Raw genomic sequence first — 22,250 nt, forward strand, 5'->3', positions numbered from 1 at the left:
GTTCTCCAATTTACACCCTATTATGACATGATGAAAGGATACGTTCTACCTCAATTGAATGGAGAGAGGGAAGAGGTTTTGCTAAAATCAATTGAACAGAGAGTGGTCACACATGGAATCTTGACTTTTGTGACATGAGTGATCCAAATGGTCTTTTATGTCGTAAAGTAAGTACATTCTCATGAGGAGCACACTTCCTTTTTCACTGCTCTTTTTTTCTCTTTAAAAAAAGAGTAAAGTACAAGGTAGGCTTATTTCAGCAAGTCGTGTGATAAGCAATACGTGAAGGATTTCATGATGAATGCGCATGCTCTTTCTCATGAAAAAGGAAGGAGATGACTATGGACACACTGAAAGATTTTGAGCTGTATCACAAGATCAAACATGATCGTCACAAGCCCTCGCTTGAAGTGCTGTATGATCGCTATGAACGTGTGTTATATTCGTTTATTTATAAAATGACTGGAAACCGTGAGCTTGCGGAGGAAGTGCTTCAAGAAGTCTTTATCAAACTCTGGCGCGGCATAGGAGAATACCATACGGATAAAGGGAAATTCTCCTCATGGTTATTCATGATGTCACGAAACACGGCCATTGATCTCCTAAGAAAGCATCGGAACGAGACGGCACTGGAAGATGAGCATATTGAATATTTAGCTGATCATCAAGAAGATGTATCAAAAGAAGTGGAATGGAACGAGGAAAAACAAAACATACGTGAAGCAGTATCTACATTGTCAAAAGAACAGCAAACCATCATAGAAGATGTCTATTTTAAAGGAATGACACAAAAGAGCATTGCAGAAAAGCTAGGCATCCCCATTGGAACGGTGAAGGGAAGGGTTCGATTGTCATTGAAGCATTTGCGATCGAAACTGTCTCGCGAAGGAAAGGAGGAAGAGGCATGACTCAGTGTAAACATCAAGTAATTGATTATTTCAACGGGCATATACAAGGAGAAGAAAAAGCACAATTTGAAGAGCATATTAAGCAATGCTCAGCTTGCAAAGAAGAGCTTGAAGAATTGACATCGCTCATGTCTGACATTCCGTTTCTAGCCGATGACCAAACACCTCCGGCAGGGATGAAAGATCGTATTTTATCTCAGGTGTTTGAAGAAGAGACAGTCGAAGAAAAGAATAGTCATAGAAAAGAGCTTAAGGCTACACCTGAGCCAAACGAAATCAAACCGCTGCAAAAGAAACGAAACCAGTGGCTCTTGCCGCTCGTTGCTGCACTGCTTCTCATTTCAGCAGCTGGAAATGTGTATTTCTTAACGAATGGAAAACAGCAGGCGGAAGAACCTGTCAGAGTTGTTGCCACAAAATCACTGGCATCAGCCGCATCACCAAAAACAACAGGTGCTTTTTCAGTAATAGAGCATAACGGTAAAAAAGAGCTTGTTGTGAGTGCTGACGGCTTAAAGGAGCAGCTTGATTCATCTGCTGTTTATCAAGTGTGGCTCATTAAAGGAGATCAGCCGGTGCCAGCCGGTGCCTTTAAAACAGATAACAACGGGGAAGGAACCGTCACCTATGCGTTATCTGAAAAAGAAGCAAGCGAATCATGGGATACCGTGGCTGTTACCCTCGAACCAAAAAAGGATAACAAGCTTCCGCAAGGTCCTGTTGTCTTAAGTGCTGCATTTTAAGTTTGATTCATGAAGGATGCCTTTTTAGGGGCATCCTTTTTTGATAGATGTGGGAAACTTTTCGGCAAATGAAACGTAGTACAAATGGAGGTGAAACAGATGAAAACATCTATAGAAAAAGAACTATTTCTATTATCCGTCAGACACGGATTGGTTTTCTGTTATTTTTTAGTGTTTCCGTTCGTTGCGCAAGTCCTTTATACCCCATCACCTTTATTCATCGCTCTTATCACTCTTTTTATGATTCATTATCTAACAGAAAGTATCATTTGGTTCTATAAATCGAGAAAGTTGAGGAAGCACCAGTCAGGCGACCTATCAAAAGGCGGGCACGTCTTTGTCCAGATTGTGCAAAGGTTAGAACAGCTGGTTATGATCGGTTTTGTTGTTTTCTTTGTCAATGAATGGGTTCAGGGAGGGGATGATCTTTCCACTCTTTCTCTAGCTATTTTTCTAATGATGATCTTTTTCCTACAGCACATTCAGTTTTACTACGTTCAGCTGTTTTTTAAATCCAAAAGCTGGTTCACTTATGTTCCTTCATTGCAAAAGGCACGTCCTTCTTACATGGCGAGGGAGCGAAAGGCTCTGAAGAGGTCATAAATGTGCCATCTCTCTTTTGATCCAGCCATAAACATCAGAAAATTATGATAAAATGTGGAAAGAAACTTGGAGAAAGGGAGTGCGAGCAAGTGAAAGCAGTTGGACTATTGGAGTATTTGCCGATCGAGCATGAGCAAAGCCTGATTGATCAGGAGGTTGCAAAGCCTAAAGCGTCTGGCAGGGATGTACTTGTGAAGGTAGAGGCTGTGTCAGTGAATCCAGTTGATACAAAGGTGAGATCACCTAAGGATCAGAAGGAAGAAGAATTGAAAATCCTTGGTTACGATGCGAGCGGTACAGTTGTTGAAGTGGGCGAAGCGTGTACATTATTTGAGCCAGGTGATCACGTGTACTATGCGGGAGATATCACGCGTCAAGGCTCAAATAGTGAATACCAGCTTGTGGATGAACGTATTGTAGCGAAAAAGCCTGCCAATCTCTCCTTTGCAGAAGCAGCCGCGATGCCCCTTACAACGATTACGGCCTATGAGGCTTTATTTGACCGGATGCATATGAAGCGGAATGCTGAAGGCTCAACCTTGCTGATCATTGGTGGTGCAGGCGGAGTTGGTTCTATCGCTATTCAACTAGCCAAATTAGCGAAGGCAACTGTGATCGCTACTGCATCAAGATCTGAGACAAAAGAGTGGTGCAAGTCATTAGGTGCGGATCATATCATTGATCATCATCAGCCGCTTCTTGAGCAGCTCCAGGAAAAAGGAATAGGCGAAGTGGATTTCATTTTATGTTTAAATGATACAGACGGCCATTTCAAAGGCATGGCAGAAGCTATCAAACCGCAAGGCACGATCTGTACCATTGTCGAAAACCAGCACAACCTAGACATTCAATTGCTTAAAAACAAAAGTGCTGCGTTTGTATGGGAATTCATGTTTACACGTCCTATGTACGAAACAGAAGACATGATCAAACAGCATGAGCTTTTGACAGAGGCGAGCGAGTTATTTGAACAGGGAAAAATCACGCATACATTAACAAAGGTTCTCAGCCCGATCAATGCTGCTCATTTAAAGCAGGCACACCAAACGGTTGAGCAAGGGAAGATGATTGGGAAATTTGTACTGGAAGGGTTTGAGAGAGGAGAGAACGTATGACATCATTACAATATCCGATTGGCTTATATGAACCGGCTGAAACAAAAACGAAAGCACAGCTTGAGGCATGGATGGATGAGTTGGCAGCAATACCCGAACAGTATGAAGCGGTGACTACGCAGTTGACAGATACTCAGCTGGATACACCCTATCGTGAAGGAGGATGGACCGTTCGTCAGCTCGTTCATCACGTAGCAGACAGTCATCTAAATGCATACTTACGATTCAAGCTTGCACTAACAGAAGATACACCAGACATACGTCCATATGATCAGGATGGGTTTGCTTCACTTCCTGACAGCAAGGCATCTATCAGTTTATCACTGCCTTTGATCAGCAGCCTTCATCGCAGATGGGTCACTTTACTGCGGGGCATGTCGGAGGAAGATTTCAACGCGTCTTATTATCACCCGGCCGATCAACAAACGGTGTCCTTATATGATGCAACAGGAATGTACGTCTGGCATTCAAAGCATCACCTTGCCCATATCACAGAATTAATCAAAAGAAATCAGTGGAGTTAAAGGAGTAAACGCATGACTGGTAGAAGAATTGTCGGAGCCATGTTTATCTGTCTGGCGGCATTGTTTTATTTAGCGAAATACGTGCTTTTTGAGATTCATTATTTTAATATGAGCTTTGATGATGAGGTAAATAAATTTCAGCTTCTTGAAGAAGTGCTTCCTGGCGGTACGTGGATCAGCATCTTTTTTCTCCTCATCGGCTTAGCCTATCTTTTATGGGATGACAGGGAAGTCATCCGCAAATATCTTTTTACCCCAGATCGACAAGTAGAAGAAACAAAAAAGACGGATCTCAAGTGACCGTCTTTTTTCCTTTTCTTTGTTAGCCGCGTTCAGGACGCAGTGCTTTTTCTAAGATAGCAAGGCCTTCATTGACTTTTTCTTTTTCTTCGTCATTGAGCCGTTGCAGGGAATTTTTGATTTTTTCGTGCCCTTTTTGATAAATACTTCTGAAAATATTTTTGGCTTCCTCTGTCAGCTCTACGACAATGATTCTCCGGTCACGCTCTGAATGCTTCCGTTCAACAAAGTTAGACTGCTCTAACCGGTCTAGCAGACCTGTCATATTGGACAAAGAAGCGCCCATTTTTTCAGCAATTTCGGATACTTTGAGAGAGCCATGGTTATTGAGTAGCATGAGTACCTTCATTTGAGGCATACTCATATCAAGCTTCATCCATTCAGAAACATCTCCAAGGCCTGCAGCTGTGAGCACTTTCATATAAAGAACCCAAGTCTTTTTCTCCTCTGGAGATAGAATCTCTTCTTTTAATACGGTGGTGTCATGAATATTATATTCCACGCTTGTTCACTTCCTTTAAGCGGCTCTTTTCTTTATATTACTGATTTTTACTTCGAATTGAAAGGTTCGTCAAGCTTTTGAAAGTTAAACTGCATGAATCAAGTGGTATTTGTTGTATAATAATGTTCAGTTGAAATAAATGAAGCAACCTAGAAAGTTGGGAAAAACATGTGGAACAAAAAAACGGGTATGACGATCTTAAAAATGCTTTTTCCGATTGTCATTATCCTGGTCCTAATTTTTGTCGCCAAGCAGGAGCTGAGCGGCCTTTCCATTAAAAAAACATTTTATATTATTGACAGCTTGAATCGAATGGACTTGTTTATTCTTGTCTTTCTTGGACTTGTCGCGGTTTTATCGATGTCCTTATATGATTTTATTTTGCGAAGAAGCCTTGATATGCCCATCAGCGGCTGGAAAACGATTCGCATTTCTTGGATTGCGAATTCCTTTAACAGTGTCCTTGGATTCGGCGGTTTATCAGGAGCAGGGCTTAGAACGCTTCTTTACAAGGAATACATAACAGATACGAAAAAACTGCTAAAAGGCATTGCCCTTTTGACTTCCTCTGTCCTTTTGGGCTTATCTATTTTCAGTGATTTGATCTTGGTCAGGGTGCTGCCTGTTGAAAGTATCATCAGCCAGGAGCCGTGGCTATGGGCTTTTGTCATTATCTTTGCCTGTATAGTACCGATATACATCGTCTTGGCATCAATTCGAAAAAGCTCAATCGAGAGCGGTGAAAATGGGCTGAAGCATCCGATTTATGCTTATATCGGTGCATCATTTTTAGAATGGCTGGCAGCTGGTCTTGTCATGTATATGGCTGTCGTTTCTATGGGAATGAACGTCGATGTCCGGATTGTACTAGGCGTGTTTGCGATTGCGTCAATCGGTGGTTTAATCAGTATGGTTCCGGGTGGATTTGGTTCATTTGACCTCATCTTTTTACTCAGCATGCAGTACATCGGGTTCGATAAAGAGATGGTACTGACGGCACTCGTCTTGTACCGTTTCGTGTACTCGATTTTCCCGTTTATCCTAGGGCTTTGTATAGCTGCTTACGATTTAACGGGGACCACGCTCAGACGTCTTGAAGGCAATCCGAGAATGGCACCTGCCATTGAAACAACGAACGTCTTAATTGTTTTGCACCGTGCTTTATTAATCCGTTTATTGTACGGATCTCTATCGATTTTAACCTTTGGAAGCGGCCTTCTCATTATGGCGTCTGTTGTGCTTCCAGTCGATCGATTAGGTGTGATTACCAGCATTCCACACTTTCTGTTATCAGGATTTAATGGTCTTTCTTTAATGTTCGGAATCATTCTAATGATCTTGTCCATTGAAGTGTATAAAAGAACGAAAAGATCATACGCACTGACAATGATCTCTTTAGCAGGTGGTTTTGTCTTTACTTTGTTAAAAGGGTTTAACCTGAGCTTGATCTTTATTCTGCCAGTCATCATGGCTGTGTTTTTCTCTCTTCGAAGTCAATTTGTGAAGCAGCAGGCACCTTATTCTTTGAACCAGTTTGTGGCGGCTGCCGCTGGATATTTATTCGTACTCTTTAACTATAATGTCATTGGCAACTATATTTGGACAAAAATCGGGCATTTCTTGAGTAAGGATTATCTCGTTCACAATGAACGGCATATCACGATGACAAGCATAATTGCTCTCATCGGTGTACCGCTGTTCTTCTTCATTAGCAAATTGATTTTTAATAAAAAAGCATTTCCGATTGGAGAAGAAGCAGATGAGGAAAAACTAAAATCGTTTTTAGAGGAAAAGGGAGGAAATGCCCTCAGTCACCTTGGCTTTTTAGGCGATAAAAAACTATTTTTCTCCAGTGATGGAGAAGCGATGCTTCAGTTCGGACGAATTGGCCGCTGCGTCATTGTGCTTGGCGATCCATCCGGGCGTAAGTCGTCTTATCCGCTTGTACTCGAGGAGTTTTTACAGCAGACAGAAAAAGCAGGCTACCGCGTCGCCTTTTATCAAGTCGAACGCGAAGGGATGGCTCTCTATCATGACTTAGGCTTTCACTTTTTCAAGCTTGGGGAAGAAGCCATGGTCGATTTAGAAACGTTTTCTCTGTCCGGTAAGAAAAAGTCGAATTTACGAGCTGTGGCCAATAAGTTTGAGCGAGAAGGCTACACCTTTGACATGCTGGAACCGCCTTTTTCAGACGAATTGATCTCAACCTTAAAACAGATTTCTAACAGCTGGCTTGGAAAGAAAAAAGAAAAAGGGTTTTCGCTCGGTTACTTTCAAGAAGACTATCTTCAAAAAGCACCGATCGCAATTCTAAAGGATGACCAAGGGCAGATCATTTCCTTTGTATCATTGATGCCGATGTATCAAGAAGGAGAGATATCCATCGATTTAATGCGTCATATGCATGACGCACCAAACGGAATGATGGATGCACTGTTTATCCACCTGTTTCAATGGGCGAAAGAAAAAGGCTACAAATCCTTTAACATGGGGATGGCACCTTTATCGAATGTGGGAACCTTCCATCAGTCCTTTCTCACGGAGCGTTTGGCGAGTGTCATTTTCAACAATGTCCGATATATGTACAGCTTCAGCGGGTTACGGTCGTTTAAGCAGAAATATAAACCTGAATGGCGCGGGAAATACTTAGCGTATAAAAAGAATACGTCACTGCCTGTCACAATGGTGCTTGTCACCAAGCTGATCGGGATGGACCCAAATCGAAACAGTCGTCCATAAATCAAAGACCTTCACCTTTCACTAGGTGAAGGTTTTTTTAGACAAAGGAATAGCAATGGTGGTAAAATCGAGGGATAAGGGGGATGTTCATATGACATTAAATGAATGGTTTACAAAGGGATTAGCTGAACGTACATATGTACACAACATGGAGAAAAACCGAGAAAATCTACTCACGGTGTACAACCAATACTCAATTCATCAAAAAGAAAAAGAGCTGCTTCAAAAGCTGCAAAAGAAAAAGCTCAGAGCGCTTGTCATCACAGCAGATTGGTGCGGAGATGCGATGGTCAATGTACCAATTTTCATGCGTATTGCAAATGAAGCACTCATTGATGTGCGCTATTTCATTCGGGATGAGAATCTAGACCTGATGGATCAGTATTTAACGAACGGGACCGCAAGATCGATTCCGATTATCGTCATCATTGATCAGGACGGGAATGAAGTGGGGAAATGGGGACCCCGCTCAGCAGAAGCTCAGCGCTTTGTTGACGAGAAAAAACCGGACAAAGATGTACCTGATTATGAAGAAGCTTTTCAAATATTTGCGAAAGAAGCCGCACATCACTATACGACAGACCGATACTTATGGAAAGATATTGAGAAAGAAATTGTAGAAGTTTTGGAAAAAATATAAACCAAAAGACTACTTCGCCGCAATGGGAAGTAGTCTTTTTTTATCTTGTTTTTGCGTTTTACCTACAAAACACCGCATAAAGATGTAGAAAAACCGCAGAATTCTACCAAATACCGCAGAAAACCGCAAAGCACCACGATTTTCCCAACCACTTTTAGTTGAAAAACCTCATATATGCCATGAAATCATTGATTTTGCCCTTATCTAAAGGCTCATATAACGCACGATGGTTGGCTTTTTCCCAATACAAGAGGCCCAGCAACTATAGTAATCTAGTTGTAATCTCCTTTGAACGAACTAAAAAAACAAATGACGGAAAAGGACAGGCGATCAATTTATGAAAAAAATCATTTATCTCGATCAAGAAAAAAAGAAGCTTGCTGAGTCGAAAAAAAGAGAACAGCGTTCCATCAAATCACTTAGGCTGCTTGTGTTTTATGACGGACAAAGTCCTTCATGTGCTAAAGCGATTGACTTGCTAAAATCACTTGATTGGAAGAATCGTATTCATTTTGAATCGTTTAGGCACTCGCAGCTCCTCAGGTTGAATAAAATAAGTGAAGAGAAGGCAGAAAAACGAATCGTGTCTATTTCCTTAGCCAAAAATCAAAAAAATTCAGGGATCTATACTTGGCTGCGTATTGCTTGCAATATCCCTGCTTTATGGGGAACGGTCCCATTCATCGTGCTCAGCATTTGGCTGGGCTTTGGACAGCATGCGTACGATTTATTTGCAAGAAGACGGTACATTCATTCTGTCGACCAGGTGAATCATCCTGATACAGATCAGCAAGAGACCATTTAAACAATAGAAAAAGCATGACCTTCGATCGGCAGAAGGTCATGCTTTTTTGTAATAAGGAAGATAGGCTGCTAAATGATGAAGCAGCTTCTCTGTGTAGAATTTATAAGCCTGCTCATCAAGCTCAGAACCCGAATAGTCAAGCAAGGTTCTAAGAGCAAACAAATATTCACTGTGCAGCTCACTGTGTTGAAAATAGGGAAGGGCTGCTTCAATCAGATAGGTTTTCAAATCAAGAGGATTTTCCTCAATCATCAATTTATAGATTTTGATCATATATAAACAGTTAGGCTGAATACGGGGCTGTTTTAACAGCTCATGTATGTAGGGGAGTGCTTTTTTGCGGTCATATTCAGCATATAATGTCGCAATTTCATACAGCGTTTCACAGTAACGGTCTTCGATCTGCTCTTGATTAAAGTAATTGAGTGAATCTAGTAAATAAGGCACAGCTGAAGAGAAATCTCCTTTACGTTTTAAGAGCACCCCGTAATAAAAATAAGCTGTCATTTTAATATAATTATCAGGATGAAGAGACGTGTGCAAAATGACTTCCTTTAAATATTTCTTCGCCGTTTGAAAGGCTTTTAGTTCAAGTGAGATCACGCCATGAATGAGTGTACAGTGAATAATCCGCTTGAAATTGTTCTTTTGTCTATATAAGTCCATTGCTTGATGTGTTGCTTCAAGCGCATCACCTAGATGTCCCATGTTCCCAAGTGCTTTTGCATAGTGATAATACAGGTCACTCTGTTCAACTGACGCATAGGAAAAGCAGCTTTCAAACTTTTTTAACCCTTCTTCAAGCTGACCATTTTTGATCTGATGAATGCCGTCTAGATATTCAAAAATTTCTTTTTCCGTTTCAATAAAGGTTTTTTCGAATTTTTTGAGCACGCGGTGTGTTTTTAAGGCAAGCGGCTGCTTGTCCGTTAATAAATAAAATTGAAATAAGGACAAATGATACTGAATGCCTAAGTCTAGCGAAAAGAACTGTTCCTCATGCTGAATGATCATTTCCGCATTTTGCTCAGCCATATCAAGCGCATAGAAATACATATTCATTTGAAATTCATCCAATAGTGACAGCAGGTGCCGCGCCTTTTGTGACAGCGTTTCTTGACTGATGCCGAGCCGTTCGAGCAGCAGATTGATCGTATCTTGATTGGCCTCCTTTGAGCCATTTTCAATTTTACTTAGATGAGAGACAGAACAAATTCCTTCTGCCAATTCAGATTGGGTCATATTTTGTTTATAACGATAGAGCTTAATGATTTGTCCAATATTGATTTTCATTCCATCCAGAAGCCTCCCTTCCAATCATGGTTGAAAGCCTTTGACAAAATAACCGACTTTGACGAAATGGTAATACTTGAAATCATTTCATCATCTTGGTTGTTTTCTCAAAATTTGTTTAAATCGTAATATGATTGTAACATTACTTCAAAAAGTCAAACAACTATTTAGCAGACGGGAGGAGGGATACTCGATTTGCAACTGAACGCAATGATGTTTATAATGTGAATGAGAATCAATTTCAATTAAGATTGATTGAAAGGATGACATATATGCCAGAAATCAAACAACAAACAGAAGCGTTATCGGTTCGAGACGCTATCAGATATAGACGAACGATTCGAAAATTCAAAGAAACGCCGGTGACCATCGAGCAGCTCCAACCGCTATTAGAGGATGCGGTCTATGCACCGAATCACAAAATCACTGAGCCATGGCGCTTTCTTTATGCGGTGACGGATGAAGCAAAAGCGGCTTTTGTAGAGCGCTTCATTGCTTTCTTTCAGCGTAACAATCCAGATGTAAAAGAAGATAAGCTCAATTATTACAGAGACTATTTTTCAAAAGTCCCAGCGCTTTTACTTGTCGTACTAAAAGAAGACGAAAACCCTGTGGTGAGAAATGATGATTTTGCCGCTGTGAGTGCGCTCATTCAAAATTTGCAGCTGCTTGCTTGGGATCAAGGGATCGGTATGGTATGGAAGAGCGGCCGGATTTTATACGATAAAGTCTTTCAACAAGACATGGGGTTAAAGGAAAACGAGCGTTTTGCTGCGATCCTTCATATTGGTTATCCAGAAGAGGTACCTGAGGAAAAATCACGTCAGAAAGCATCAAGTCTTCTTACTGAAATCAAATAAAAGAAAAGCAGACCGCTAAATTAGGTCTGCTTTTTTACTTATTGTTTTTTGGCGCGCTGATCGGCTGCTTTCATACGTGCCATTGCTTTTATGTCATTCGGATCTGCAAGTTCTTTGGAAAATTCAACATATTCGCCATCCGTCTCTTGTGCCGCGAGCTCATGGTTGGATTTTTGGTGTTGGTCTTTTTTCAAAGCCTTTCCCTCCTTTACAAGATCATTTTAGTTATGTGCTTGTTGGAGTGGAATATCCATTTTATTTGTTTCTTTTTTCTGCTGCTCTTTCCGCTTTTTTGAATTCCTGCTGATACAGGACTTCCTGGGTTTTTTTCAGCTTCGAAGTTGGCTGGTGTTCTTTTTTCTTCATCAAAATCGCCCCTTTATATCATTTCTAATAGGGTGGGTGTTTTTGACAAATTTTATTCCTTGGAATGCAAAATCGCTTCTTTTAGTTCAGGATGCAAAAAGCCATAAGAAGATAGAAGTGCCTTTTTAGGAAGAGCACGCTGGCCTTCTAAAACAAGTAATGACATTTCGCCAAGTACCGTTTTCATCGCAAAAGATGGGACCTTCAGCCAATGAGGACGGTGAAGGACAGAGGCAATGGTTTGTCCAAGCTGCTTCATTTGAACGGGATTCGGAGACGTGACATTTAGTGGTCCTGAAATGTCGTCGTTTTGAATGGCATAATGAATGAGATGTGCCACATCCTCGACATGAACCCATGAAACCCATTGTGTGCCAGAGCCCATAGTCCCGCCGACAAATAGCTTATATGGCAGTGCCATCAGTGGCAGTGTCCCTTTTTCTCCTAACACGACGCCAAATCGGGTGTAGACCGTACGAATGCCGAGCGCTTCAATCTTTTGCCCCTCAGCTTCCCAAAGCTTGGATGTATAGCTTAAGAAATCAGTATCCGCAGGAGGTGATTCCTCCGTAAAATCTCCTGTTGGAGACGTGCCATAAATTCCGACAGCACTTGCTTGAATCAGCACAGAAGGTTTTGATTCCTGCGTCTCTATAATGCGTCTGACCTCCTGTGTGGATTGAAGACGGCTGGAGAGGATGCCTTCTTTTGCCTTATCTGTCCAGCGTGTGAAAATGGATTTTCCGGCAAGGTTAATCCAAACATCGATGGCAGGCAATTCTTCCTCTGGCGCAGCTCCTTCTGTCAGCCACTGCACGTAATGTAAATGATTTTGTTCGGATTCCTTTGGATTTCTTGTTAAAATATATAGATGATGTCCTTCAGCAGCGAGCTCTTTTGTGATGTGCTGGCCGATAAAACCGGTTCCCCCGGTGATGGCGATATTCAATTGACATCTCTCCTCTCAAATACATACCTATATCTTTCACAATTTTGATTCAGAAGAAACATCCTGACTGTTTGAAAAAAGGAGTGATCACAGGATGCCCTATATTACAAAAATTTCTGCTCAGAAAAACAATACAGAGCGGGTGAACATTTTTCTTGATGAAAAGTACGCCTTTAGCGTTGATTTAGATGTGCTCGTCCAGCACGATTTGAAAAAAGGAAAAGAGCTGGACGAAGCAGATATCATCGAGATTCAATTCGGTGATTCAGTAAAAAAAGGATTCCAACAGGCCGTCGATTACTTATCCTACCGAATGAGATCAGTGAAAGAAGTCACCGATCATTTGGCGAAAAAAGAAATCCCAGCACCTGCTATTAGTGAAATTATACACAAATTAAAGAATTATAGGTATGTAAATGATCTTGAATTTGCAGAAGCATATGTGAGCACCCATCGAAAAACGAACAGCAAAGGGCCGTCTGTCCTAAAAAAAGAATTGAAGCTCAAAGGGATAGACGATGACATCATAGAACAGGCGCTATCTCAATACCCTGATGACTTGCAGCTGGACGAAGCTGTGAAGCAGGTTCTCAAGCTTGTCAAAAAAGAAAAAAATCGTTCTGCAAAAGAGATCGAGCAGCGCATCAAGCTGCAGCTTCAGCGAAAGGGCTTTTCCTTTGAGATCATTGATAAAGCCCTTCAAGAAGCCTATGATGGACAAGAAGAGGAAAAGGAAGAAGAAGCGCTCCTTTATATGCTGGAGAAGGCAAAACGTAAGGTAGGATATGACGGATCGTTTGAAAAGAAGATGAAAGTGAAGCAATTTTTATTTAGAAAAGGCTTTGATCTCGATACAATTGATCACGTTTTAGACAAAGGGGAATGACAGATGGAAAAACGCTATAGTGAGATGACAGAATACGAATTGAAGCAGGAGATTGCTGCCCTTTCGGAAAAAGCACGAAAGGCTGAGCAGCTTGGCATTGTAAACGAATATGCCGTTTTAGAACGGAAAATAGATATGGCTAAAGCCTATTTATTAGATCCAGCCCTGATTCAAACCAAAACGACTTATCAAATCAAAGACACAGACGAAGAGTTTTACGTGGAATATCTAAATGGCGTTTTTGCTTGGGGATACAGAGTATCGGCTCCAAAAAAGGAAGATGCTCTGCCGATTTCAATGCTTACGCAAAAGGAATGATTCAGCATGTAAGCAAACCCTCGCATTCGGTGTCAGGACTGCAAAGGTTTTCTATCAAGCTGAAAAGAAGACAAAGGACTGATCCTAAGAGATCAGTCCTTTTCTTTACTTCGAACGCTGTTTACGGACGTTGTTCTGAAGTACGATGTCGTGCTGCGTTTGCTGCGTTTCTCCGTTGACCTGAGAGGCAGAATGCTTTGCATTCGCCCATGGTTGAGGGTAAGCGGTTGTCCTTAATTGAACAAAGTCTGCCATATACGATTTCCCATTTGAACTCATATCTCAAGCACTCCCTTTGGAAAAATTAGCGTTTCCCTGATGCCCTCATACGTTCCTGTGGACGTGTATTCGTCTCACCATTCGGCCGTTTAGACGCATAAGCATCTGTAGCGCCTGGTTCGCCTTCAAACTTGTGATTTACCTGATTTGGAAAGCCTTTTGCTTTATTACGCATATTGATTCCCTCCAAACAATACAAATCATTTGCGTCTTTTGAAGACGTAAGGGTAGTATATGAAAAAAGAAGTTTTTTTAAAAAGGCACTTTCTGCTAGATGAAGGAGGAACAGGCATGGAACAATACTTTGAGCGACTAACAGAACAACTTATGGAAAAAAACAATATGCTGACATATGATGAAGCACGTACATGGGTAGAGCTGCTTTGGAGTGATTTCGAAACGACCTATGCAAAGGCTGGCCACAAGTATAAGGGACAGGAAACGACGGAACGAATTGTCCAAGAGTGGATTGACAGCTATGGTGCGCAGCTGCATTTATTTCAAAATAAACAATCGAAGGCAAACGAGCATCTGCAAGGGCAGAGCAAAGGGCTACTTCACTAAAAAAGGTGCCCTTTTCACTTTCACTCATCTTTTTCAAGAAATAGGAAAATATATAAATGAACAAACAATTTTATGAAACATGACCTAGTCTGTGATAAGAATTACAGGCTTTTTACAATGGTTAAACTTAAAATTACATTAAATTCATCTTACCGAAAATCACTGGAAACAAAACTCTGATATAATAAAACGATTAAAGAGACATGTAATTTATGGATAATAAAAAAGGGTTTCGTTTTCTGACAAAAAAGGAATAATGAACATATCAGACTATGTGAAAAAAGTGAAGAGAAGGTGCGATATGGAACGGGAATTGCTCTCTGTGATAATTCCTTCTTACAATGAAGGTGAAAACATCAGACGAATCTTTGAGGCACTCGAGGAAGAGTTTCGCGATTTTCATTATGACTTTGAAATCATCTTTGTGAATGATGGAAGCAAAGACAACACACTTCAATACATGAGAGAGCTCTCTCGCAAAAGTGCAAAGGTCAAATATATTTCCTTTTCGCGTAACTTTGGGAAAGAAGCCGCTATTCTGGCAGGACTTGAACATGCGAAGGGGGAAGCTGCGATCATTATGGACGCCGATCTTCAGCACCCGACGTATTTAATTCAAGACTTTGTTAGAGGGTATGAGGAAGGCTATCATCAAGTCATTGCCAAACGGAACCGTAAAGGGGACAGCAAGCTTCGTTCTTACTTATCATCCATGTATTATAAGGTGATGAACAAGGTAGTAGAAGTGGACTTGCGTGATGGCGTTGGGGATTTTCGTTTAATTTCACGCCAAGCAATTGATGCATTGCTTCAGCTGAAAGAGGGAAATCGTTTTTCAAAAGGGCTTTTTTGCTGGATTGGGTTTGAAGAAAAGGTCATTTATTATGAAAATGTAGAAAGACAGCATGGTGATACAAAATGGTCACTGAAGAAATTATTTAACTACGGCATAGATGGCGTCATTTCTTTTAATAACCGTCCGCTGAGAATTTGTTTTTATACTGGCATACTGATCTTATTTCTCTCATTGATTTACATCGTAGCCACCTTTATTCAAATTGTCAGAACGGGCATTATGGTACCGGGTTATTTTACTTTAATATCGGCTGTCCTTTTCCTTGGGGGCGTCCAGCTGCTTAGTCTTGGCGTGATTGGAGAATATATTGGCCGTATTTATTATGAAACGAAAAAGAGGCCGCATTATTTAATCCAAGAATCAAATGTCATGGAACAAGAGACAAGCTCAAAGGAACAAGACCGAGTGTTAACGCAGTTATTTAAATAACGTGGAGTCAAATAACCGGCAAGCACGAATCGCTTGCTGGGTTGTTTTGTTTCAAAGAACAGTGGATCTTTTGTGGAAAGGATTTAGATGATGAAACGTAGATGGATAATCATTGGAATGTGCCTCATTCTCGCTTTATTGGGACACTCCTTTTTCTTATATGAATATATGCAAGGGCGGTACATGACAGGAGATGGGGACGGCATCTCACAAATGCTACCGTTTAAAAAGCTGCTTTACGACGAATACGTTAAAGGGAATTTCTTTTATTCCTATCAATTCGGTCTAGGCGGCGGTACATATACGCAATTAGGGTATTATTTTACAACCTCGACTGTTTTTATGGTCACAGTTGCTGTCGTCTGGTTGATGAATGCGCTTCATCTTATTCAGTCAACGGACATTCATTTCTGGGCAAATGCTGTCATTTGGCTGAGTGTGATGAAGCTGACGCTTATTCTGTTCATCGCTTACCGTGTGCTTCTTTCAATGGTTCAGCATAGGCTGAGTGCATTGACAGGAGCCGCAATCTACGGATTGTCTATTGTGTATTTTCGACATGAAACATTTTGGGAGTTTTTCACCGACAGCATGATGTGGCTCCCGCTGCTTGTGCTTGGGGTTGAACGAATTTTCAAAACGGGTAAGCCGGCTTGGTTTATTGTGGCGTGCAGCTTGATGCTAATCAACAACTTTTACTTTGCTTATATTCATTTTATCTTTTTAGCAATGTATCTTGTCTTCAGATATATCATCAAGCTTCGAAGTGAGGAGCACGGGTGGAAGGTGTTTTGGACGCTTGCGATCTCTACGCTGTTATCCTTTGGGATCAGTGCTGCCTTTTTTATCCCGTCTGTCTATGGTTTTCTCAATAATATAAGACCGCCATATGATCAATCCATACCATGGTTTGATCTGCATGATCATTTGCTGTTTACAAGCAGGGTGTATTTATTACCTGTGATTTTTCTCATTTGTATGTTCCTCGTTCCGCTTTATCGGAACAGGTGGTTTTTCATGTTTACATCGCTCAGCGTTTTGCTCATCATTTTTCACTACAGCCCAAAGATGGCGAGCGTATTTAATGGTTTTTCTGCACCGCAGTACAGATTTGAGTACATCCTTGCCTTTACAGTTGGAGCGGTCGTAGCCATCACCATCAAACATTTCTCACAAATCGAGTGGAAGTGGAAAAAACGTGCGGTCTTAGGCGCTTGGATCGTGTTTCTTCTCGCAGTCATCTTATCAGAACGAGCAAAGGGAAATATGGATGTTGTTGTATTTACAGGCATCGGACTGCTTGTGATCAGCTTGTTTTTCCTTTTGATCCACGCGGAAAAACGCCAGCACCTTCGTCTCTTTTCAGGTGTGCTTATCGTTGTCAGCTTACTGACAGCAGGCGTGTATCAGCAGGGCTACTTATCTGAAAGAAGCAATATTAAGAGCGTATCAGATACGTATCTGAATAGTGAGGCATATGCTGGACATGAGCAAATGAAGCTCATTCAGCAGATTCAAAGCCGCTCCTCAAAAGATCCGCTCGCCCGGATTGATTGGATGAATGGCGTGCGCAACAATACCCCGTTATTTGAAGGCTTCCAAGGCATGAGCGTGTATTCAAGTATATTAAATAAGCATTTGCTCAATTTCTACTGGAATGACCTGCAAATCGATATGGGACGGGAAAGTGTCAGTCGTTATGCAACAATGGGGGACAGGGCGAATTTATACAGCCTGACCTACGGAAAGTATTATATGAGAGACAATACGATGCCTTACTCACCGCCAGCTTATTTTAAGCCAATATTGGAAAGCGAGCATTATAAAGTGTATGAAAATACACGGCCACTGCCATTTGCAAGAACAACAAGCATGATTTATTCAGAAGAATCCTTAAAAAATGCCTCAGCACTTGATAGAGAGCATGCAATGCTGCAAGGTGTGATTTTAAACAAAAAAGGAAACGCTGAAATTGAGCGCACGCCTGATCGGGTCAAAAATACAAATATTCATACGGAACAAGCCTTATACGAACATGGCGTGCTTGATGTATATGGAGAAACGGGCGGCCTGAATATCACGCTGCCAGATGATATGGCCCGTGCTGGGGATGTGTATGTGAGCTTTTATGTGAAGCGGACAGACCGGAACGAAGGATTTCAGTTATCCGTTGACAACTACGTCACCTCACGAAAAAGCAATACATCCATCTATAAAACAGGCGTTAATGAAGTAACGATTCGAGTCCCTGCGGAAAAAATCCTTTCCATTCGAGTACCAAAAGGGACGTATGAGCTCGATCAATTGAAGCTGTATCAAGAGCCTTACCGCATCCTAGAGAAAGCATATGAAAAAGAAAAACAGGATGATGGCAGTCAGCAAGTGAAGCTTGAAAACAACCGCTTTACGATTTCATATGATAACAAGCGCGGCGATGATTATATGGTTCTGCCAGTACCATATGAAAAAGGCTGGGAGCTCACAGTAAACGGACAGCAAACCGATATTGAACAAGCCAATTACGCCTTTATTGGTTTTCCAATAGAAAAAGGCAAAAACGAGATTGTGCTAACCTACTATCCGCCTTATATCAGAATTCTCGCGTTGATTTCACTTGTCAGTTTGATCGGTGCGATTCTATATGCACGAAGAAAACACAAGAAACACCACTTTTCATCATAAGTGGTGTTTTTTTATCTTCCAAGGGCTGATTGAGTATGATATCCATCATATGAAGCAAATCATTAAGCTTCTTTCTCAAACGAAAACGTCGCATAATCAAACAAAAAATGAAACAACCAAAGGCTTAGGGCAAAGAGAATTTCCTCAGAAGTAGACAGTAAAATGCCGCCCACCAATTCATCTGATAAATAGACAGCACCCCAAATAAACAAAAGATGCATTGAAATGGCATAGAAAACGATGGAGCGTTTTTTGGAACGGCACTTTCTAACAACCCTCATAAGCACATGCTCCACATGCTCAAAGGATATCCCAAGTACCACATAGATGCCCATAAATAAAAGCATCGATAAAATCGATTGATAAAAAGCACCAGTTAAATGAAAGAACAGTACACAAAACAACAAAAATATGTAACAGACAGCCGACGCCGCCATGAACCATTTCAGCCCTTGCCATAAAGCGTGAACAGATTGCTGCATAGTTGAACAAACACTCCCTTACATGAAGATACCTGCAAAAAGGACAGCCTTTTTGCAGGAAGTCATACGTTAATCCTCTTTTTTAGGTGCAGCGATCACAGGATGTTTTTCAGTATCAAGCAGTTTTAAGAAATCTTCGCCTTGATCTAAATGATCAAGAACAAGCTGTTTCGGTGTGACCGCAAGCCACTGATTAAGTGAGATATCTGCATAATGATCGCTCTTAAAGATTTCTAAGAAATAAAGCGGTTCGTCGCCTGTATTTTCTACATAATGCCCCATCGCAAATGGGACATATCCAACGTCTCCCGCCTGATAGTTGAAGGTTCTTGCATGTCCATCAGAAGCAAACACGGTCATTCGTGCCTTTCCAGAAATGAAATATTGCCATTCATCCGTATTTGGATGCCAGTGCAGCTCGCGAATGGCACCTGGATCAACTTTCACAAGAGCGGATGCAATCGTTTTAGACGCTTTGAAATTGGTAGAGTCCGCAATCCACACTTGTCCGCCGCTTGACGTAATCGGCTCCTGTTTTAACAGCTCATATTTAAAGGAATTCGGGACTTCTCCTTGCTCTGTTTTTACCTTGTCACATTCAAGGGAACCAGGAATTCCTTTTTGGAAAATATACTTTTCTTTCTCCGGAAGCTTGTCAAACTGCTCCTTTGTCATACCGAAGTTCTTGAGCACGACTTCCTCTGGCGTATGGGCAAGCCAATCGGTTACTTGGAACGTACTATTTTCTGAGAATGACCCATCATCAAACACAAGCAAGAATTCAGCTCCCGATTCAAGTGCTTGGATAGAGTGCGGCAGGCCAGAAGGGAAGTACCACAAATCACCCTCAGTCACATCCTCTGTAAAATTGCGCCCCTCTGCATCAACCGATGTAATCCGGGCTTCCCCATAAATCATGTACGCCCATTCCGCTTCCTTATGCCAGTGCAGCTCACGAATCGCACCAGGCTTTAGCCGCATATTAACAGATGCAAGACTTTTAGAGATCGGCAGTTCACGGACCGTAACTTCACGGGCGTAGCCGCCTTTTTCTAAACGATTGTGTGTATCAGAAAAAGAATATTTCAGGTTGGAGACCGTTCCATGATCGGTTTCTGGCGGCGTGAGCATATCTGGATTTTGTCTGTCCCGCTCGAGATTACGTGGAATTTTGACCGTTGCTCCTTTTTCTACTCGAATCGGCTGTGGTATTCCATTTGGCTTTTCACTCATGATAAAATCCCCTTTCAACATCGTATGGTGTGAGGTGACAAAAGGCCTTTCATTTCGCCCTCGTTTTCATAAGGTGAAACGAATCAAGCAGATGTCAATCTGATTCATCATTTTTTTGAGCAGCGACTAATCGTTGGATGAGCTTGCTTAATTCATCAAACTTTCGTTCAAAGCGTGTCAGCAAGTAAACCGTCAAAATGGTAGGGAAGCCAGCCTGACCGAGCTGCTTCAGCCATTCCTCTGAAAAAAAGGTCTCCATTTGTCTCACCTCCCAGCGGATGCTCGTCTTCTATATAAGTGGTATGAAAGTAGAAAAAGGAAAGCAGAGGGGGATAAAATGAACCATTAGACCCGTTTCATGAAGTTTACTTTTTTTAACTTTTGTCCACTTAATGCTAGTAGAGGGAACAAAGGGGAGGATGCACATGGATTATCGGCTGTTATTGAAAGCAAAATGGAAAGAAATCATTGATCACCCGCTCATTCAGCAGTTTTTAAGCAACCCGAAAAACGAGCAGCTGCTCCGGCAAGTCATGGAAGAGCCAAACGAGGAAAATGCCAAAAAACTAGATTCCGAGTTCAAACAGTTCTATCAGAAAATCCGCATCATCAAGTATATCTCCACAATGATACGCATCTTTTCAGTCGACTTTGACAAACGAGTAAAAAAGAAGCAGCAGCGTTTTCCGCTCATACTCGATCATCCTGATACGCAAGAAGTGAAAGACCCTGTACAAACAGATACGTATGAAGTCGTACTCTTCAACCAGCAAGACTTAGGAGAACATCTGCAAGATCAAACATTGTACAAGGCCTACCAGCAGCTCACAGAAAAACAAAAAATGGTTCTAACCCAAATCTATGTCGAAGGTCAAACAATGAAGGAAATAGCCGATCAGTTAGGCGAAACAAGACAAAACATCTCAAACATTCACAAAAAAGCACTCAACAAACTAAAAGAAGAAACAGGGGGAGATGTCCGTGCACGAAGACAAAATGACCAATGGAGAAATGGAAGAACTCATTGAAACCTTCACACCCATGATCAAAAAGAAACTACAAAACACGGCATATCAAGAAAGAGAAGACCTCGAACAAGAACTCTATATCAAACTCATCGAAAAAGTAGACCGGCTGATTTACCAAGAAGGACCTGGATTTTGGGAGTTTATTGTGGAATATATGACGAAGTTGTAAGAGAAGCTGATGGTGCGAATGTCAGGTGAACATAAAATCCCCGGGACATTCGCACCTTTTTATTCGACAAAATTGAGAAAAAATGTATATTTTATGAAGGGGAAAACAAAATTCTATATTGAAATTTGTGGATTTTGATTATTATCCCCTAAAAAATGTTATAATTATGTCGGAAATCGCAGTCGCACTCTATATGAGTACGTGGATTGAAATCGCTCATTTAATAGGCCATAAGAAAAATTAAAGGTGTCGCACTCTATATGAGTGCGTGGATTGAAATCATTTGCCGCGATAGATTTAAAAACTTCCCGGACTGTCGCACTCTATGTGAGTGCGTGGATTGAAATGTAATCCATGATTTAATATCCTTCTCAGGAAATAGTCGCACTCTACAAGAGTGCGTGAATTGAAATATTTACGTCTCTCTCTATCGTTAATTACCAACGTCGCACTTTACATGAGTGTATGGATTGAGGTAGCTTGAAAGAAATGTTGACAGTAGCGCTTGATTTAGGGGTGAAAAACATGACTCTAGCTCAGTAGTCATGTTTTTAAATGAATTCAAAGTTGTTGATGAAATAATGAAATAAGTACCTTTAGAGCAATAGTATTTAATTAAATAGGATTAATAAAAACTTGGTGCGAATGTGAGGTGAACATAAAATCCCCAGGACATTCGCACCTTTTTATTCGACGAAATTAAGGAAAAATGTATATTTCACTAAGGAGAAAACAAAATTCTATATTGGAATTTGTGGATTTTTACAATCATTCCCTAAATAATATTACAATTAGGGCGGAAATCGCAGTCGCACTCTATATGGGTATGTGGATTGAAATTCGCAGTACCTCGCAGTCACTCTTGCCTGTTTCAAGGTCGCACTCTATATGGGTGTGTGGATTGAAATTATCTAAAATTAGTTCAGCTTGCGTCTGATTTAGTCGCGCTCTATATGAGTGTGAGGAATAAAATTCTT

27 protein-coding genes are annotated in these 22,250 nt (G+C 41.1%); 17 read left to right on the forward strand and 10 right to left on the reverse strand.

Annotation, left to right across the window (positions count from 1 at the left end; all coding sequences use genetic code 11):
- Positions 1-341: 341 nt before the first annotated feature.
- The 6 genes from AKG37_RS17570 (at position 342) to AKG37_RS17595 (ending at position 4,193) form a co-directional block, all read left to right on the forward strand.
- A complete protein-coding gene (locus AKG37_RS17570) occupies positions 342-908 on the forward strand; it encodes an RNA polymerase sigma factor (protein ID WP_060700003.1) in 567 nt (188 codons plus the stop codon).
- Positions 905-1,651, forward strand: a complete 747-nt coding sequence (locus AKG37_RS17575; protein WP_060700004.1) for an anti-sigma factor — start codon at positions 905-907, stop codon at positions 1,649-1,651. The genes AKG37_RS17570 and AKG37_RS17575 overlap by 4 nt, the downstream gene beginning before the upstream one ends.
- A gap of 99 nt (positions 1,652-1,750) precedes the next feature.
- Positions 1,751-2,254, forward strand: a complete 504-nt coding sequence (locus tag AKG37_RS17580) for a hypothetical protein (RefSeq protein WP_060700005.1) — start codon at positions 1,751-1,753, stop codon at positions 2,252-2,254.
- Between the two features lie 89 nt (positions 2,255-2,343).
- Complete coding sequence (locus AKG37_RS17585) at positions 2,344-3,369, forward strand: zinc-binding alcohol dehydrogenase family protein (protein ID WP_060700006.1); 1,026 nt, start codon at positions 2,344-2,346, stop codon at positions 3,367-3,369.
- Positions 3,366-3,893 (forward strand): YfiT family bacillithiol transferase, encoded by a 528-nt coding sequence (locus AKG37_RS17590; RefSeq protein ID WP_060700007.1) that lies wholly within the window; start codon positions 3,366-3,368, stop codon positions 3,891-3,893. Before AKG37_RS17585 ends, AKG37_RS17590 begins: the two co-directional genes overlap by 4 nt.
- Before the next feature lie 12 nt (positions 3,894-3,905).
- On the forward strand, positions 3,906-4,193 hold the full coding sequence (locus AKG37_RS17595; RefSeq protein ID WP_060700008.1) for a hypothetical protein: 288 nt from the start codon (positions 3,906-3,908) through the stop codon (positions 4,191-4,193).
- Between the two features lie 22 nt (positions 4,194-4,215).
- Here AKG37_RS17595 and AKG37_RS17600 read toward each other — a convergent pair whose 3' ends face one another.
- Entirely contained in the window at positions 4,216-4,695 is a 480-nt protein-coding gene (locus AKG37_RS17600; protein WP_008341672.1) for a MarR family transcriptional regulator, read from the reverse strand.
- A gap of 168 nt (positions 4,696-4,863) precedes the next feature.
- On the opposite strand from AKG37_RS17600, the gene mprF reads away from it, so the two are divergent.
- The 3 genes from mprF (at position 4,864) to AKG37_RS17615 (ending at position 8,879) form a co-directional block, all read left to right on the forward strand.
- The gene (mprF, locus tag AKG37_RS17605; protein WP_060700009.1) at positions 4,864-7,434 is read left to right on the forward strand and encodes a bifunctional lysylphosphatidylglycerol flippase/synthetase MprF; all 2,571 of its coding nucleotides are present in this window, start codon (positions 4,864-4,866) and stop codon (positions 7,432-7,434) included.
- 91 nt (positions 7,435-7,525) lie between these two features.
- Positions 7,526-8,074 carry a thioredoxin family protein gene (locus tag AKG37_RS17610; protein ID WP_060700010.1) on the forward strand — a complete coding sequence of 183 codons (549 nt, stop codon included), beginning with the start codon at positions 7,526-7,528 and terminating at the stop codon, positions 8,072-8,074.
- 337 nt (positions 8,075-8,411) lie between these two features.
- Entirely contained in the window at positions 8,412-8,879 is a 468-nt protein-coding gene (locus AKG37_RS17615; RefSeq protein WP_060700011.1) for a thiol-disulfide oxidoreductase DCC family protein, read from the forward strand.
- Positions 8,880-8,915: 36 nt separating this feature from the next.
- Here AKG37_RS17615 and AKG37_RS17620 read toward each other — a convergent pair whose 3' ends face one another.
- Positions 8,916-10,172 (reverse strand): helix-turn-helix domain-containing protein, encoded by a 1,257-nt coding sequence (locus AKG37_RS17620; RefSeq protein WP_060700012.1) that lies wholly within the window; start codon positions 10,170-10,172, stop codon positions 8,916-8,918.
- A gap of 272 nt (positions 10,173-10,444) precedes the next feature.
- Between AKG37_RS17620 and AKG37_RS17625 the strand changes: the two genes are divergently transcribed.
- Positions 10,445-11,032 (forward strand): nitroreductase family protein, encoded by a 588-nt coding sequence (locus AKG37_RS17625; RefSeq protein ID WP_060700013.1) that lies wholly within the window; start codon positions 10,445-10,447, stop codon positions 11,030-11,032.
- Between the two features lie 38 nt (positions 11,033-11,070).
- Here AKG37_RS17625 and AKG37_RS17630 read toward each other — a convergent pair whose 3' ends face one another.
- The 3 genes from AKG37_RS17630 to AKG37_RS17635 form a co-directional block, all read right to left on the reverse strand.
- Positions 11,071-11,226 (reverse strand): YfhD family protein, encoded by a 156-nt coding sequence (locus AKG37_RS17630; RefSeq protein ID WP_060700014.1) that lies wholly within the window; start codon positions 11,224-11,226, stop codon positions 11,071-11,073.
- A 61-nt stretch (positions 11,227-11,287) separates the two neighbouring features.
- Complete coding sequence (locus tag AKG37_RS18685; RefSeq protein WP_017358836.1) at positions 11,288-11,398, reverse strand: YfhE family protein; 111 nt, start codon at positions 11,396-11,398, stop codon at positions 11,288-11,290.
- 52 nt (positions 11,399-11,450) lie between these two features.
- Complete coding sequence (locus AKG37_RS17635; protein ID WP_060700015.1) at positions 11,451-12,347, reverse strand: TIGR01777 family oxidoreductase; 897 nt, start codon at positions 12,345-12,347, stop codon at positions 11,451-11,453.
- A gap of 94 nt (positions 12,348-12,441) precedes the next feature.
- On the opposite strand from AKG37_RS17635, the gene recX reads away from it, so the two are divergent.
- Positions 12,442-13,233, forward strand: a complete 792-nt coding sequence (gene recX, locus AKG37_RS17640) for a recombination regulator RecX (RefSeq protein WP_060700016.1) — start codon at positions 12,442-12,444, stop codon at positions 13,231-13,233.
- A gap of 3 nt (positions 13,234-13,236) precedes the next feature.
- On the forward strand, positions 13,237-13,551 hold the full coding sequence (locus AKG37_RS17645) for a YfhH family protein (RefSeq protein ID WP_060700017.1): 315 nt from the start codon (positions 13,237-13,239) through the stop codon (positions 13,549-13,551).
- Between the two features lie 105 nt (positions 13,552-13,656).
- On the opposite strand, the gene AKG37_RS18690 is transcribed toward AKG37_RS17645, so the two are convergent.
- Both AKG37_RS18690 and AKG37_RS17650 read right to left on the reverse strand, forming a co-directional pair.
- A complete protein-coding gene (locus AKG37_RS18690; protein ID WP_008360604.1) occupies positions 13,657-13,830 on the reverse strand; it encodes a YpzG family protein in 174 nt (57 codons plus the stop codon).
- 25 nt (positions 13,831-13,855) lie between these two features.
- Entirely contained in the window at positions 13,856-14,005 is a 150-nt protein-coding gene (locus tag AKG37_RS17650; RefSeq protein WP_003217849.1) for a small, acid-soluble spore protein K, read from the reverse strand.
- A gap of 116 nt (positions 14,006-14,121) precedes the next feature.
- Here AKG37_RS17650 and AKG37_RS17655 point away from each other — a divergent pair, with 116 nt between their 5' ends.
- The 3 genes from AKG37_RS17655 to AKG37_RS17665 all read left to right on the forward strand — a co-directional run bounded on the left by AKG37_RS17655 (position 14,122) and on the right by AKG37_RS17665 (position 18,361).
- The gene (locus tag AKG37_RS17655) at positions 14,122-14,394 is read left to right on the forward strand and encodes a YfhJ family protein (protein WP_060700048.1); all 273 of its coding nucleotides are present in this window, start codon (positions 14,122-14,124) and stop codon (positions 14,392-14,394) included.
- A gap of 301 nt (positions 14,395-14,695) precedes the next feature.
- On the forward strand, positions 14,696-15,679 hold the full coding sequence (locus AKG37_RS17660; RefSeq protein ID WP_060700018.1) for a glycosyltransferase family 2 protein: 984 nt from the start codon (positions 14,696-14,698) through the stop codon (positions 15,677-15,679).
- 87 nt (positions 15,680-15,766) lie between these two features.
- Positions 15,767-18,361, forward strand: coding sequence for a YfhO family protein (locus AKG37_RS17665; protein WP_060700019.1), 2,595 nt, complete (start codon positions 15,767-15,769; stop codon positions 18,359-18,361).
- Between the two features lie 62 nt (positions 18,362-18,423).
- Here the strand turns inward: AKG37_RS17665 and AKG37_RS17670 are convergent, their stop codons facing one another.
- The 3 genes from AKG37_RS17670 to AKG37_RS18695 form a co-directional block, all read right to left on the reverse strand.
- A complete protein-coding gene (locus AKG37_RS17670; protein ID WP_060700020.1) occupies positions 18,424-18,843 on the reverse strand; it encodes a regulatory YrvL family protein in 420 nt (139 codons plus the stop codon).
- A gap of 69 nt (positions 18,844-18,912) precedes the next feature.
- Positions 18,913-20,076, reverse strand: coding sequence for an oxalate decarboxylase family bicupin (locus AKG37_RS17675; RefSeq protein ID WP_060700021.1), 1,164 nt, complete (start codon positions 20,074-20,076; stop codon positions 18,913-18,915).
- A gap of 94 nt (positions 20,077-20,170) precedes the next feature.
- A complete protein-coding gene (locus tag AKG37_RS18695) occupies positions 20,171-20,335 on the reverse strand; it encodes a YvrJ family protein (protein WP_077233742.1) in 165 nt (54 codons plus the stop codon).
- A gap of 166 nt (positions 20,336-20,501) precedes the next feature.
- Between AKG37_RS18695 and AKG37_RS17680 the strand changes: the two genes are divergently transcribed.
- Positions 20,502-21,104 (forward strand): sigma-70 family RNA polymerase sigma factor, encoded by a 603-nt coding sequence (locus tag AKG37_RS17680; protein ID WP_060700022.1) that lies wholly within the window; start codon positions 20,502-20,504, stop codon positions 21,102-21,104.
- Entirely contained in the window at positions 21,052-21,273 is a 222-nt protein-coding gene (gene rsoA / locus AKG37_RS17685; RefSeq protein WP_039177285.1) for a sigma-O factor regulator RsoA, read from the forward strand. The genes AKG37_RS17680 and rsoA overlap by 53 nt, the downstream gene beginning before the upstream one ends.
- Positions 21,274-22,250: the final 977 nt, after the last annotated feature.

This window comes from Bacillus australimaris (genome assembly GCF_001307105.1).
In the GTDB taxonomy this organism is placed as follows: Bacteria; Bacillota; Bacilli; order Bacillales; family Bacillaceae; genus Bacillus; species Bacillus australimaris.

Coding starts and splice junctions, on each gene's coding strand:
- AKG37_RS17570 (WP_060700003.1), top strand. CDS start 342: ATGGACACACTGAAAGATTTTGAGCTGTATCACAAGATCAAACATGAT.
- AKG37_RS17575 (WP_060700004.1), top strand. CDS start 905: ATGACTCAGTGTAAACATCAAGTAATTGATTATTTCAACGGGCATATA.
- AKG37_RS17580 (WP_060700005.1), top strand. CDS start 1,751: ATGAAAACATCTATAGAAAAAGAACTATTTCTATTATCCGTCAGACAC.
- AKG37_RS17590 (WP_060700007.1), top strand. CDS start 3,366: ATGACATCATTACAATATCCGATTGGCTTATATGAACCGGCTGAAACA.
- AKG37_RS17595 (WP_060700008.1), top strand. CDS start 3,906: ATGACTGGTAGAAGAATTGTCGGAGCCATGTTTATCTGTCTGGCGGCA.
- mprF (WP_060700009.1), top strand. CDS start 4,864: ATGTGGAACAAAAAAACGGGTATGACGATCTTAAAAATGCTTTTTCCG.
- AKG37_RS17610 (WP_060700010.1), top strand. CDS start 7,526: ATGACATTAAATGAATGGTTTACAAAGGGATTAGCTGAACGTACATAT.
- AKG37_RS17615 (WP_060700011.1), top strand. CDS start 8,412: ATGAAAAAAATCATTTATCTCGATCAAGAAAAAAAGAAGCTTGCTGAG.
- AKG37_RS17620 (WP_060700012.1), bottom strand. CDS start 10,172: ATGAAAATCAATATTGGACAAATCATTAAGCTCTATCGTTATAAACAA.
- AKG37_RS17625 (WP_060700013.1), top strand. CDS start 10,445: ATGCCAGAAATCAAACAACAAACAGAAGCGTTATCGGTTCGAGACGCT.
- AKG37_RS18685 (WP_017358836.1), bottom strand. CDS start 11,398: ATGAAGAAAAAAGAACACCAGCCAACTTCGAAGCTGAAAAAAACCCAG.
- recX (WP_060700016.1), top strand. CDS start 12,442: ATGCCCTATATTACAAAAATTTCTGCTCAGAAAAACAATACAGAGCGG.
- AKG37_RS17645 (WP_060700017.1), top strand. CDS start 13,237: ATGGAAAAACGCTATAGTGAGATGACAGAATACGAATTGAAGCAGGAG.
- AKG37_RS18690 (WP_008360604.1), bottom strand. CDS start 13,830: ATGAGTTCAAATGGGAAATCGTATATGGCAGACTTTGTTCAATTAAGG.
- AKG37_RS17650 (WP_003217849.1), bottom strand. CDS start 14,005: ATGCGTAATAAAGCAAAAGGCTTTCCAAATCAGGTAAATCACAAGTTT.
- AKG37_RS17655 (WP_060700048.1), top strand. CDS start 14,122: ATGGAACAATACTTTGAGCGACTAACAGAACAACTTATGGAAAAAAAC.
- AKG37_RS17660 (WP_060700018.1), top strand. CDS start 14,696: ATGGAACGGGAATTGCTCTCTGTGATAATTCCTTCTTACAATGAAGGT.
- AKG37_RS17665 (WP_060700019.1), top strand. CDS start 15,767: ATGATGAAACGTAGATGGATAATCATTGGAATGTGCCTCATTCTCGCT.
- AKG37_RS17670 (WP_060700020.1), bottom strand. CDS start 18,843: ATGCAGCAATCTGTTCACGCTTTATGGCAAGGGCTGAAATGGTTCATG.
- AKG37_RS17675 (WP_060700021.1), bottom strand. CDS start 20,076: ATGAGTGAAAAGCCAAATGGAATACCACAGCCGATTCGAGTAGAAAAA.
- AKG37_RS18695 (WP_077233742.1), bottom strand. CDS start 20,335: ATGGAGACCTTTTTTTCAGAGGAATGGCTGAAGCAGCTCGGTCAGGCT.
- AKG37_RS17680 (WP_060700022.1), top strand. CDS start 20,502: ATGGATTATCGGCTGTTATTGAAAGCAAAATGGAAAGAAATCATTGAT.
- rsoA (WP_039177285.1), top strand. CDS start 21,052: ATGTCCGTGCACGAAGACAAAATGACCAATGGAGAAATGGAAGAACTC.